The sequence below is a fragment of the Rhizobium sp. RAF56 genome, from assembly GCF_052113965.1.
In the GTDB taxonomy this organism is placed as follows: domain Bacteria; phylum Pseudomonadota; class Alphaproteobacteria; order Rhizobiales; family Rhizobiaceae; genus Rhizobium.
Map to the genome: position 1 here is coordinate 45,868 of NZ_JBFRDU010000029.1, position 11,810 is coordinate 57,677.

The window sequence follows — 11,810 nt, forward strand, 5'->3', positions numbered from 1 at the left end:
ATGGGGCTCGGCGCTTACCATGGTGTGGACGACAATGATCGTAGGCGCGAAATTGTCGAATGGTTTGGGAAAGACTCGCCCGAAGACAAATACATACTGATGGTCGGCGATCTGCTCCTGAAGATCCGCATGGCGGGGAAAAAGGGGAGCGAGATCTACGAGTTTCCCGGCGTCGGCCGCAGCATTTACATCCGCACATTGGCTGGCCTCATCAACGGCGAATTCAGAAGCATTGACGATTTCCCGGAATGGCTGCAGCTGGCGCAGTCAGAACTTGCCGAGTGGCTGCGCGGCGCGCCCAAGCGGAAGTCTCGGTACTTCCTCGATATGGCGGGCTTGGAAAGCTATAGATTGATGCCGCACGCGAGGAGCGATCCGCGCGGCCAGTTCGAATAGGGAAGCCGGCGATCTTCCTGGCTCGCTGGCGCCGTGAAGCGTATCCTGCCGAGCGCACCTCAATGTTCTCGGACAATAGCCATGAAGATAGCTACCTCCAGCAAGCTCGCCGCAGAGGTCCTTAAACCCTATCCAGCGGCCGCCATGGCGATCGGCGACCTCGAACGGCCGATACCACTCAAAATCCTCGAGACATTGCTGCGCTTGGGCCTGCTGCCGCCCGAGGTCGTACCGATGCTGGGCAGCGTCGGGATTGCGCCGCATCACGTTGTCGATGCCGAAGTCCTGCGTTGGCACCCTAATCTTGAGGAAATTGTCCAGCTGCGTCTCGCCGCAAAACCTGCGCAATCTGCCGGCAATCCCGATACTAGCCACCCCTTCCATGCCGGCGTGCCAGCCGCGTGGCCGCCGCAGCCCCCCCGCCGGCGACGACCATGATCCCGAGATCGGTGTCGCCCCGTCCGTCTACCACTTGCCGTCGACCGAGGCGGCTTACGTCCGCTTGCGGCCGATCATCGACATGCTGACGGAGAACAACAGCGCTTGCGAATGGCTGGTGGACGCTGACGAGCGGACGGCGGAGCGCTTCAGTGTGGAGTTGAACGCGATCATCCACGTCATCCGTGCCTCCCTTGTTGACGAAACCGTCCCGCTGTGCCAACCGGACGGGTCTGGGGACCGTTTTGTCGTGGTTACATCGCGCGGCACCTGGCCGTTCATGCTCGCCAGCAGCATCTCCACCGTCGCCCCGCAATGGGGGGATGGCACTCTCCCATGCTTTGTCAATATCGACGATCCCTCCTTTGCGCCGCAGTTCCGCATGTTGCGGGAAGCAATGCGACTGGCGGACGCGGCGTTGCTCTGCGGACCGACGTTGCCGGATGGATGGAGCCCATGGCTCTCCGATATGCCCCCCAGGTTTCGATGGCTGCACGCATTCGGCAAAGTGCGCCCTTGAGCCGCTGGCAGCCGCCGCTGGTTTCAGCCATACTTCCACGCCTCGTCCAATTCCAATGAGCCCGCCGGATGCCATGCAGACCCGGCAAGGGCTGACTACTCGGGGAAACATCAGATGCCAAAAGATCGCGAAGCGTTTGCCAGGCTCCGACCAGCAGGGGACTGGCGCCCCAAGCTCGCGATCGACAACACCCATGATGACCTGTATTTCCGCTTACGTCGTGACGTTGCCTGCAGCGCCCGCGCGGCGCAGGAGGCGAATGAGGCAATCGCGGCGCTGCTGGAGATCGCGCCAGCGACGATGCTTGCCCGGAAACAGGAGTTCATGACACTGGCGCGGGCGTTCGCGGAGGTGTTCAAGCAGGTTACGGAAGCAGTCGACGTGTGCATCGAGGCAACCGTGCCGTGGCGTGATCTCCTCACCGAGTACCCCGGCATTCTCGCTGCGCTCGATGCCGGCATCGCCGAGGAGCAGCGCGTCATTCTAGCGCGGGCTTACGCGAGGTTTTTGCGCGAGGGTGGCCCGAGCCCGCTCTCGTAAGCTCGCAGCGCATCTCGCCCGCCATGTCGTTCCGGGATATACTCGCCGGATGATCCAGGCACTGAGCTTCCGCCGACTTCCAATGCGAAAATCGCCGGCCCCGGGCGGACCGACCAACGCCAAGGGTGATCAGCTAACCGCCGAGGGTTATTCGCCGTCCGATACGATCGCCAAGGGGGTAGGCTTGCAGCCGACCCGCGAAGCTGACCTCCGGTGGCAGACGAAGAAAACAGAGAAGGTCGCTGGCGACACAGCGGTGACGAAGAAAAATGCGGATATCCCCCGCCGCAGTCGCTCGCTAATCCCGGCCGACAAGCCGCCCCGCAAGAAGGTGGTCGAATATGAATTCGATTCAGAACCCGTGGCACTTTAGCTGGCAGTACGAGGCCAAGGACCTTTCCGAGATCGGCAAAAAGCCGTGGTCACGACTGAGTGCAAAACAGCGCGAGGATCGGCTCGATCTGATAACTGATGGGCCGGATTTCCTGATTTTCGAGAATTTGCACAAGTCGGATACACCTGCTGTGCAGGCGCTGGTGGCAGGCTCGACGGGGCCTGACATGTTTCGGCTGATCCACGCGGCGCGGCGAGGCCTCGATCTCACCAAGCTTTCGCTGGAGGCGCTGCGCGGCGTCGACATCGACTTCCTGGCGGACAGCGTCAGCCGGGCTTTGAGGGGTGAGAAGGTCGACCCGATCGTGCCGCTGCAGGCACACGAGATCCCGCCATACACCCCCCGGAAAAATCAAGGTCGACGCAACGCCTTCGTGAGCGCGCCCGCGCGCCGCAAGCTGATCGAGCGGCAGGTGCGCGTGCACGATCGCCCATGGAAGTTGCTGTCTGAGCTACAGAAGACGCAGCGCCTGGACAAGCTCGGTGCCTGGCACGAGCGCGATCTCTTCACTAAGGATCTCGGCAAGCACGAGAGCGAACGCATCCGCAAGCTCGCCGAGAATTCGACCGAAGCCGAAATGCTGAAGCTGGTGCGGGCTTACAAGGCTGGTCTCGCTCTCAGCGTCTATACACTGAAGAAACTGCGGGCGCTCGATATCGACAACGCCTTGGAAAGCAAGACGCTGAAGACCTTGCCCAAGGGCAAGGTGGGGAAAGCCGTCGCGGCGATCAAGTCTCTTGCGGGTGACGTGCCCGGGTCCCAGCCTGCTTTTGCGCCGATCATTCCGCCCGAGCCGGCACCCGAGCCTGATGCCGCCGACCAGGATCTCAAGGCGTTCGAGCGCTCGCTGCTCGATCTCGCGTCCAAAGTTTCCGGCGTTAAGCCGAGGACCAAGCAGCCGGCAGCGCCGCCTCGTGAGCAGCGGGAGCGTTCACCGAGATCACCCCTTTTTCATCCGCGGGAGCCCCCCCAGGAGGCGCAGGGACGCGTTGCCGCCGCGCCGAGGGTCGATGCCCCACCGATGCTAGAACCCGCGCCAGATCCGTTAGACAGCGCCCAGCGCAGCGCTGCAGCGGGCGAAAGAGCAGCGGAGGCGCTTGGCATTGATCAGGATGGTAAGGCGATTACGAGAAAGAACTTTCCGGGATACTCAAAAGCGGAGATCGCAGCGATCCGATCGAAGCTGGTCGTCGGTGGCCGGACCCGCCTCGATCTCGAAGCGATTTCGGCTTACATGCTGGTGCCAAGCTATTTCGCAATCGCGACCGGTTTAGATCCTGCTTGGTGGCAAGCAGCGCTGCTGGATTGCTACGATAGGAGGGTCGGATGTCTCGCCGCCCGCCAATCGGGCAAGTCTCTGGTGACCGCCAGGAAGGCGACCTGCTTCGCACTCACGAACCCCGGCAGCACCTCGCTGATCATCGCACCCACCCTACGGCAAAGCTCTGAATTGCTGATGAAATGTGTCGGGGTGGCGCAGGTTGCCGGTCTCAAACTCGGTAGTCTGAGCCAGTTCCAGATGGTGATCGCAGATAAACAAGTGGGCGCTTCCAGCCGTATCATTTCGTTGCCGGGCTCGAACGAGGACGCCGGCGCGAGCGTTCGAGGATACTCCGCCGACCTGCTGATTTTTGAAGAAGCAGCGTTCCTGCAAGATCCGGTCATTTCGGCCGTATTGCCGTCGATTGCCGCCCGCCCGAAGGCGCAATTGATCGGCATCAGCTCAGCCGGGATCATCGGCAGTTATTTTCACTCCGTCATGACCGCTGCGGGTTCCAAGTGGTCGAAACTCGTCGTTCCGGCAGATCAATCCGACCGCTTCACCGAGGCCCAGCTTGAGGAAATGAGGGTGACGTTGGGCGCGCGCTATCCCGTGGAAATGCTTTGCAAGTGGGGCACCGTGGGCGACAGTCTTTATTCAGAGGATGTCCTCGATATCGCGTTCGGCACGACCATCGACGGCACCTCGCATCGCGACGCGGCGCTCGATCCGGAACTCGCCTTCGGGCATCTTGATCTGGAGCAGCTCTTCACCGCTCGACCGTTCGAAAGGGATGTTGCATGACGACCGAAACCGGCCCTTACCTCATTTGCTCGATCGACCCTGGCGGAACGACCGACCCGGCAGCGATCGTCGTCGGCAAGGTCCACCGCGCCAATCACATGACCAGCGTCAAGATCCTCCATCTCGATGCGTTGAAGCCGACCGTCACGCCGATGGCCCACGTCACATTCGCCCAGTCCGCGATGGCAAAGGTCTATGGCGAGGTCGGTCATGGCACCACGCGTTTCATCTGCGATGTCTCGAACAATTCGGCAATCGCCTATTTGCTTGCCCAGGCGTTACCGCGCGACACGCTGGTCGGATGCAAAATTATCAATGCTGATAGTCACTCCGCCGGCCTCACGCCGATGCTGATCGGTGACATCGGCGGCCGCGCCGCGTCGATCCCGATCATGAACCTCTCCCGCAAGCAACTGCTGCTCGACGTCGGCGTCGCGTTCCAGTCGGGCATCCTCTCGTTGCCTTTGACCGATCCCGCACAGCAAACCCAGATGCAGGAGTTAAAACGGCAAATGAGCCGCGCCTCTATGAAAGTTACGCCAGCTGGCAGGCAGATTGCGGTGATCGATCGAGGCCACGACGACATATTGATGAGCTTGGCGCAGCTGCTCGCGGCGACGAAACTTCCGGCACCGCGGGGGGCAAGGCGCAGCGGTGAGCGCAGAGAACCGCTCTCATCGACCGCATGGACGTGATGAAAAAAGGAGGAAGCGGACAACCACCGCTTCGCGATACGAACGCGCGCAACTGGCGGCAAAATTCGGTAGTCGCGCGGAACGACTTTTCGGCCACGGATTTATTGCGCGAACAATGGAAGAGAGGTGCGACTGCGCCACCAGAAGGGCGAGGCAGTGGCACTGCAGGTGTCACGCCGTTCGGCTTCTGGATCGCAGAAAACGTGTCCGTGTTCCGCCAACCCTTGTAGTGCGAGACAGTGTGCCTAACGAATAATGCCGTCCCCCCCCGTTTCCGAATGCCATCTTAGGCTTGATTCACGACTATGATGGGGACCCGCAATGCTACCGCTATGATTGAGTGAGGATCACCAACGTCTCCGTTAACATGCCGTCATACTCCATCGCGTCGGCCGCTGCCTTGGTCTTCATAAACTCCGTCACGCGTCCTATGTCAGCAACGTCCATGACCAAGCCAACTCGTTTGGACGCTTGTGGATCGACAAACGTGCGAATGTTCGTGCAGCCGATGGGTTCGAAAATCTTTTTGCGGCGCGGCGAGGCAAGCCAGTGTTTGACGTCTTTGACGTCGTGATGGGCCAATATGGTAAGCATTGCGTCCTCCTCTTGTGGCCCCAGAAATGAAATCCAAACAGAACGCTACGCCTCGTTCAACCATAACATTACCCGGATGGGGCAATGAGCGGGTGACGGCAAGTTCCTGCCGCCCAGATCACCGGCACTAAACCCGGTCCGAGCTGACCAATAATGAAGAACCTCTCGAGTGAGCCGGCTTGCCGGAGGCGCAATAGCAGAGCGGCGGTTGTCTGCACGCTCGTCGAATTGTTGCTCTCAGTTGCCACTTATTTGCGGTTGGCTGTCAGTTGTCTTGCAGCTCCAGCATGGAAACATCATCTGGCGCTCGTTCTTCCACTATTTGGTCGGGTTCGGGTGCACGTTGAACTGGTGCGCTAGCCATCGCCTTCAAGCGCTTGATCCTAAGCACGACTTTCAGCCGTGAAGGGAGGCCTGTAGTTGCGGCGGGGTCGTTCCCTCATTCTGGCTCCTGGTACCTGCGTGCTGCCACGTTGCGTCGTGAAATGGAATCCATGTCGCTTGATCATGTAGACATTATATGTATACTAAATATCGGGAAGAGTTGCATTGGTATGAAATCATTGCAATTTATACGTGAAACGGGAGGATTATGTGAATAATTATCTGAAGACCCTTGTGGCAGGGATCGCCATCATCATGCCGCTGACGACACCGTCGCTTGCAAAGACCCTGCGCTGGTCGTCGGCCGGCGATGTTGTCTCGTACGATCCGAATGCGCAGGTCGACAGCTTTACGCAGGGCATGCAGCACATGGTCTTCGATCCGCTGGTGCGCCGTAACAAGGAGCTGCAGCTCGAGCCCGCACTCGCCACCTCCTGGGAAGTGGTCGAGCCGACGCGCTGGCGCTTCAAGCTACGGCAGGGCGTCAAGTTCCACGAAGGCCAGGCATTCAACGCCGACGACGTGGTCGCCACGATCCTGCGCGAGATCGATCCGGGCTCGCGCAACCGCGAGGATCTGCCGGCGGTGGTCGGCGCCGAAAAGGTCGACGATTATACCGTCGACATCATTTTGCGCGGACCCTATCCGCTGCTCCTCAACGACCTTGCCGCCGTCTATATGATGAGCAAGCCGTGGATGGCCGAACACGACGCCCTCAAGCCCGGCAATACCTCGACGGGCGTGACGACCTACGCAAACAACCACGCCAATGGCACAGGCCCGTTCAAGCTCGTCAGCTACGAGCCGGATGCAAAGTCGGTTTTCGCGGTCAATGAAAGCTGGTGGGACAAGCCTCAGCACAATCTGACCGGCGTCGAATACCGTCCGATCGCCTCTGACGCCACACGGGTTGCCGCGCTGCTTTCCGGCGAGCTGGACATGATCGCGCCGATCCCTTTGCAGGACATTGACCGCATCGGCAATACGCCGGGGCTGAAGGTGGTCCAGAACCCTTCGCTCAGGGAAATCTTCCTCGGCTTCAACTACCGGCCGGAGCTCCATGCCATGCCCGGCAAGCCCAATCCGCTGCTGGACGTGCAGGTCCGCCAGGCACTGTGGCATGCCGTCGATCTGAACACGATCCAGAAGCGGCTGATGCGCGGGAAATCCCGCACGTCCGGCATGCTGGTGGCCCCCGAAGTGACCGGCTACGACAAGTCCATCGACGAGCCGCTGGCCTATGACGTCAAGCAGGCGAAGTCGCTATTGACGCAGGCCGGCTATCCCGACGGCTTCAAGGTTGGGCTCAACTGCTCCAACGATCGCTATATCGCCGACGAGCAGATCTGCCTGGCGATCGCCTCCATGTGGGCCAAGATCGGCGTTAAGGCCGAGGTGAACGTCGAAAGCAAGACCACCTACTTCCCGCGCATGGATAAGGGCGATTTCGACATCTACATGATCGGTTGGGCATCGCTGCCGCCGATGGATGGTTTTAGCGCCCTCCAGTCCCTGCTTGCGTCCAGCAACGGCGACTACGGCGGCAGCAATCCGAACGGTCTTTCCGATGGCAAGATTGATGCCTTGGCTCGCGCCGCCTCGACCGAACTCGATGAAGCAAAGCGCGTGCAGATGCTGAAGGATGCCTTCAAGATCACACACGATCAGGCGTTCTACCTGCCGCTGCACCAGCAACCGGTGGCTTGGGCGATGAGCGACAAAGTCGATATTCCTCAGTTCCCTGACGAATATGTGCGCCCCTGGTTCGCCCAGATGAAGTGAGGCGGACAGCCGCCCTTGCGATGTGATCCCAGGCGGACGCTTGGGATCACCCTCAAGACATGGTGAGCAAAGCAGCGCGGTCTCTTCAGGCGAAAGCGCCGGACCGCGTTTCCGGCAAGGTATTGTCAAATGATCAGAATTCTATCGGTAAGGCTCCTCCAAGCCATCCTCGTGATGGTTGCTGTGACGGCCATCGCCTTCATCATGTTTCGATTTGTCGGCGATCCGGTTGCCGCCATGGTGCGCGAAGGCGCGACGCAGGCCGAGAAAGATGCGCTTCGCGCCACGCTCGGCCTGGATAGGCCGCTCGTCCTCCAGTTTGTCGAGTTCGTCGGCCGGGTCCTGCACGGCAATCTCGGGACGAGCTTTCGCTACCAGCAGCCCGTCGTCAGCCTGCTCTTGAGCAGGCTTCCGGCCACGCTTGAACTGGTCCTGATCGCGACCGTTCTGTCGCTCGCGCTTGGCATTCCGCTTGGCGTCGTCTGCGCGCTGAAGCCGCACGGTGCCCTGTCTCGGCTCACTCAGTCCCTTACGCTCGTCGGCATCTCCATGCCGACATTCGTCACCGGGCTACTGCTGATCCTGGTCTTCGCCGTCAATCTGCGCTGGCTGCCGTCATCGGGGAGGGGGGATGTCGTCGATCTCGGCTTCTGGCAGACGGGCTTTTTGACGAGCTCCGGGTTGAAGTCGCTGATCCTGCCGTCGATCACGCTCGCGCTGTTCCAGCTGACGCTGATCATGCGTCTGGTGCGCTCGGAGATGATCGACGTACTGTCTTCCGACTACATCCGCTTCGCCTTCGCGCGCGGATTGCCACGGCACTATATCTATGGTCGCCTGGCGCTGCGCAATGCGCTCATGCCGGTGGTCACCGTCACCGGCCTGCAGATCGGCCAGCTGATCGCCTTTGCCATCGTCACCGAGACGGTTTTCCAATGGCCCGGCATGGGTCTGCTCTTCACCAACGCGGTCGGCTATCCGGATATCCCGGTTCTTTCGGCCTATCTGCTGTTCGTCGGCTTTCTGTTCGTTCTGATCAACACGATCGTCGACATTCTCTACACCTTCATCGACCCCCGGCTGAGGACACGATAATGGCTAGGCAAGCTCAAATGATGCAGAGACTTCCGCCGCTTTCCGTCATCCTTGCGAGCCTGGTTCTCGTAACCATGCTGGTGCTGGTGATCTTCGCGCCGATGATCGCCCCGATGGATCCGCGCGACGTCTCGTCCTATTCGCTGATCGATGCGGAGATTCCGCCGGTCTTCGTGGATGGCGGCGACCCGCGCTTCCTGCTCGGCACCGACAACCAAGGGCGTGACCTGGTCTCGGTCATCCTGTTCGGCTTGCGCATATCGGTGCTGATCGGCGTCGGCGCGGTCCTGTTCGCGGCCGCGATCGGCGTCCTGCTTGGCCTGATCGCCGGCTTCTTCGGCGGCCTGATCGACAGCATCGTGATGCGGATCGCCGATATCCTGGTCAGCTTCCCGACGATCCTCGTGGCCCTGCTCATCAGCGGTATCGCCAAGGCACAGCTGAGCGCCGACACCGTACTCACCTGGGCACCGCTCATTCTGATCTTTGCGATCGCCGTCAATGAGTGGGTGCAGTATGCCCGCACGGTTCGCGCCTCCAGCATGGTTGAGATTTCTCGCGACTATGTGCGGGCGGCTAAGGTGATCGGCCTGCCGTCGCGCCGGATCATGATGCGGCACATCCTTCCGAACGTCATGAGTTCGGTGATGGTGATCGCCACGATCAATCTTGCCGGCGCCATCCTCACCGAAGCGACCCTGTCGTTTCTGGGTGCCGGCATGCCGCCCACCTATCCGTCGCTCGGCACGCTGATCCGGATCGGCAATCAGTTCCTGTTCTCCGGCCTCTGGTGGATCGCTGTGATGCCGGCCGCCGTGCTCGTGGTTCTCGTCCTCTCCGTCAACGTGATCGGCGACTATCTCCGCGATCGCTTCAACCCCAAACTGATGGCACGATGATGATACACACAACGCCACTTGCCCTCGACATCAGGAATTTGCGGGTCGAGTATCCGCTCGCCAACGGCGAAACGCTGGCGGCCGTCAACGACGTCACGCTGACGATCGCGCCCGGCGAGATCCATGCTCTGGTCGGGGAGTCCGGCGCGGGCAAGACCACGGTCGGCAACGCGCTCATGGGTCTCCTGCAGGCGCCGGGCCGGATTGCGGCCGGCTCGATTGCCATCGCCGGCAAGCCGATCGATGTGCGCACCGGGCGCACGGAAGGGATTATCCCCGGCCGTGATGTCGGCGCGATCTTCCAGGACCCGATGACCAGCCTCAACCCGCTGTTCACGGTGGAAAGCCAGCTCACCGAAGGGATGCTGGCGCACCTGAAGATCGATCGCCGCGAGGCGCGTGCCCGCGCGCTCGAGTTGATGAAGGCCGTCGGCATTCCGGAACCGGAGCGGCGCCTGGGCTGCTATCCGCATCAGCTGTCGGGCGGCCAGCGCCAGCGCGTTGTCATCGCGACGGCGCTTGCCTGCGATCCCAAGCTGATCGTCGCCGACGAGCCGACCACGGCACTCGACGTATCGGTGCAGGCGCAGATTCTGAAGCTCATCCGCGATCTCGCCAATGTTCGCCGCGTCGGCGTTCTGTTGGTGACCCACAATATGGGCGTGGTCGCCGAAATCGCCGACCACGTGACGATCATGCAGAACGGCTGCGTGGTCGAGAGCGGGCCGACACGTGACGTGTTGACCGCGCCGAAGGCCGCCTACGCCCGAACGCTGATCGCCGCCGTGCCGCCGATGGACGTCAGGCTCGACCGCCTGCCGGTTCCGAGCGAAGAGACCAAGGTCACGCTCGACGCGCGCCAGGCCGTTCGCCAAAAAAGCATCGGGAACGGCGACCCGACAGGAGGCGACGTCGTGCTGGACGTGCGCAATCTTTGCGTTGAATACGGTCGCCGCTCTTTCGTGCCGGGCGGCAAGGGGTCGGTCTTCAAGGCGGTCAAGGACGTATCCTTCGACGTGCGTCGCGGCGAGATCTTCGGCCTCGTCGGCGAGTCGGGCTGCGGCAAGACCACCGTCGCCAATACCATTGCCGGGCTGGTGGCGCAGAACTCGGGCAGCATCGATTTCCAGGGAACGCCGCTTGGCGCTCACCGCGACAAGGCCGTTCGCCAGTCGATGCAGATGGTGTTTCAGGATCCCTATTCGGCACTCAATCCACGCATCAGGATCAATTCGGCGATCGCCGAGCCGATCCTGTTCTATAAGCTTGCGTCGAATGCCGAACAGGCTCGGCTCGATGCCAGGACGTTGCTTGAGGCCGTCGGCCTGCCAGGCGATGTGGGCACGCGCTTCTCGCATGCGTTTTCCGGCGGCCAGCGCCAGCGCATCGCGATCGCGCGCGCCCTCGGCCCGCGGCCGACGACGCTGATCTGTGATGAGCCGACCTCGGCGCTTGACGTTTCGGTACAGGCGCAGATCCTCAATCTTCTGAAGGATCTGCGCGATCTCGCCGGCCTTTCGATCCTGTTCATCAGCCACGATCTGGCGGTGATACGGCAGATGTGCGACCGCGTCGCGGTCATGAAGGCGGGCGAGATCGTCGAATTGGCGGACACGGAAACGCTGTTTTCGGCCCCGAAGCATCCCTATACACGCGAGCTTCTGCGCCTGGCGCCGTCGCTCGATCGTATATTTTCCAACGAGCCTGTAGCAGCGAGCGTTTAAGACATGGAAGCAGATATCGTGATCAGAAACGGCACCGTGATCGCCATCGACCCCGAGCGGCGGATCATTCCCGATGGGGCGGTGGCGATCAAGGGCGACCGCATCGTCGCCGTCGGTCCTTCGGATGAAGTGGCACGGGACCATCAGGCGGGCGAGATCATCGACGCGCGCGGCATGGCGATCATGCCGGGCTTCGTCGACAGCCATGCCCATGCCGGCCACGGACTGATCAAGACGCTCGGCGGCGGGCGTAGCGATCTCTGGTACCGCGCATGCCAGGGTGC

General features: G+C 61.4%; 13 protein-coding genes. 12 read left to right on the forward strand and 1 reads right to left on the reverse strand.

Annotated elements, in window-relative coordinates; translation table 11 throughout:
* The 7 genes from AB4048_RS21635 to AB4048_RS21665 all read left to right on the forward strand — a co-directional run bounded on the left by AB4048_RS21635 (position 1) and on the right by AB4048_RS21665 (position 5,048).
* Positions 1–396 carry a hypothetical protein gene (locus tag AB4048_RS21635; RefSeq protein ID WP_442204050.1) on the forward strand — a complete coding sequence of 132 codons (396 nt, stop codon included), beginning with the start codon at positions 1–3 and terminating at the stop codon, positions 394–396.
* Positions 397–477: 81 nt separating this feature from the next.
* On the forward strand, positions 478–834 hold the full coding sequence (locus tag AB4048_RS21640; RefSeq protein WP_442204051.1) for a hypothetical protein: 357 nt from the start codon (positions 478–480) through the stop codon (positions 832–834).
* Between the two features lie 64 nt (positions 835–898).
* A complete protein-coding gene (locus AB4048_RS21645; RefSeq protein ID WP_442204052.1) occupies positions 899–1,354 on the forward strand; it encodes a hypothetical protein in 456 nt (151 codons plus the stop codon).
* Positions 1,355–1,468: 114 nt separating this feature from the next.
* Positions 1,469–1,894, forward strand: a complete 426-nt coding sequence (locus AB4048_RS21650; RefSeq protein ID WP_442204053.1) for a hypothetical protein — start codon at positions 1,469–1,471, stop codon at positions 1,892–1,894.
* Positions 1,895–1,943: 49 nt separating this feature from the next.
* Positions 1,944–2,267, forward strand: coding sequence for a hypothetical protein (locus AB4048_RS21655; RefSeq protein WP_442204054.1), 324 nt, complete (start codon positions 1,944–1,946; stop codon positions 2,265–2,267).
* Positions 2,236–4,353, forward strand: coding sequence for a terminase large subunit domain-containing protein (locus AB4048_RS21660; RefSeq protein ID WP_442204055.1), 2,118 nt, complete (start codon positions 2,236–2,238; stop codon positions 4,351–4,353). The genes AB4048_RS21655 and AB4048_RS21660 overlap by 32 nt, the downstream gene beginning before the upstream one ends.
* Entirely contained in the window at positions 4,350–5,048 is a 699-nt protein-coding gene (locus tag AB4048_RS21665) for a hypothetical protein (RefSeq protein ID WP_442204056.1), read from the forward strand. The genes AB4048_RS21660 and AB4048_RS21665 overlap by 4 nt, the downstream gene beginning before the upstream one ends.
* A 330-nt stretch (positions 5,049–5,378) precedes the next feature.
* Here AB4048_RS21665 and AB4048_RS21670 read toward each other — a convergent pair whose 3' ends face one another.
* Entirely contained in the window at positions 5,379–5,642 is a 264-nt protein-coding gene (locus AB4048_RS21670) for a hypothetical protein (protein ID WP_442204057.1), read from the reverse strand.
* 594 nt (positions 5,643–6,236) lie between these two features.
* Here AB4048_RS21670 and AB4048_RS21675 point away from each other — a divergent pair.
* The 5 genes from AB4048_RS21675 to AB4048_RS21695 form a co-directional block, all read left to right on the forward strand.
* Positions 6,237–7,808 carry an ABC transporter substrate-binding protein gene (locus AB4048_RS21675; RefSeq protein WP_442204058.1) on the forward strand — a complete coding sequence of 524 codons (1,572 nt, stop codon included), beginning with the start codon at positions 6,237–6,239 and terminating at the stop codon, positions 7,806–7,808.
* A gap of 129 nt (positions 7,809–7,937) precedes the next feature.
* Positions 7,938–8,903 (forward strand): ABC transporter permease, encoded by a 966-nt coding sequence (locus AB4048_RS21680; protein WP_442204059.1) that lies wholly within the window; start codon positions 7,938–7,940, stop codon positions 8,901–8,903.
* 17 nt (positions 8,904–8,920) lie between these two features.
* Positions 8,921–9,802 (forward strand): ABC transporter permease, encoded by an 882-nt coding sequence (locus tag AB4048_RS21685; RefSeq protein ID WP_442204060.1) that lies wholly within the window; start codon positions 8,921–8,923, stop codon positions 9,800–9,802.
* Positions 9,802–11,526 (forward strand): dipeptide ABC transporter ATP-binding protein, encoded by a 1,725-nt coding sequence (locus AB4048_RS21690; protein WP_442204062.1) that lies wholly within the window; start codon positions 9,802–9,804, stop codon positions 11,524–11,526. The genes AB4048_RS21685 and AB4048_RS21690 overlap by 1 nt, the downstream gene beginning before the upstream one ends.
* A gap of 3 nt (positions 11,527–11,529) precedes the next feature.
* Positions 11,530–11,810, forward strand: a 281-nt coding sequence (locus AB4048_RS21695; RefSeq protein ID WP_442204061.1) for an amidohydrolase family protein, incomplete at its 3' end; no start/stop codon positions are given.

Excerpts from the sequence above, each read along its gene's own strand:
- AB4048_RS21660 (WP_442204055.1), top strand. The coding sequence starts at position 2,236 with ATGAATTCGATTCAGAACCCGTGGCACTTTAGCTGGCAGTACGAGGCC.
- AB4048_RS21685 (WP_442204060.1), top strand. The coding sequence starts at position 8,921 with ATGATGCAGAGACTTCCGCCGCTTTCCGTCATCCTTGCGAGCCTGGTT.
- AB4048_RS21640 (WP_442204051.1), top strand. The coding sequence starts at position 478 with ATGAAGATAGCTACCTCCAGCAAGCTCGCCGCAGAGGTCCTTAAACCC.
- AB4048_RS21650 (WP_442204053.1), top strand. The coding sequence starts at position 1,469 with ATGCCAAAAGATCGCGAAGCGTTTGCCAGGCTCCGACCAGCAGGGGAC.
- AB4048_RS21635 (WP_442204050.1), top strand. The coding sequence starts at position 1 with ATGGGGCTCGGCGCTTACCATGGTGTGGACGACAATGATCGTAGGCGC.
- AB4048_RS21665 (WP_442204056.1), top strand. The coding sequence starts at position 4,350 with ATGACGACCGAAACCGGCCCTTACCTCATTTGCTCGATCGACCCTGGC.
- AB4048_RS21655 (WP_442204054.1), top strand. The coding sequence starts at position 1,944 with ATGATCCAGGCACTGAGCTTCCGCCGACTTCCAATGCGAAAATCGCCG.
- AB4048_RS21690 (WP_442204062.1), top strand. The coding sequence starts at position 9,802 with ATGATACACACAACGCCACTTGCCCTCGACATCAGGAATTTGCGGGTC.
- AB4048_RS21680 (WP_442204059.1), top strand. The coding sequence starts at position 7,938 with ATGATCAGAATTCTATCGGTAAGGCTCCTCCAAGCCATCCTCGTGATG.
- AB4048_RS21670 (WP_442204057.1), bottom strand. The coding sequence starts at position 5,642 with ATGCTTACCATATTGGCCCATCACGACGTCAAAGACGTCAAACACTGG.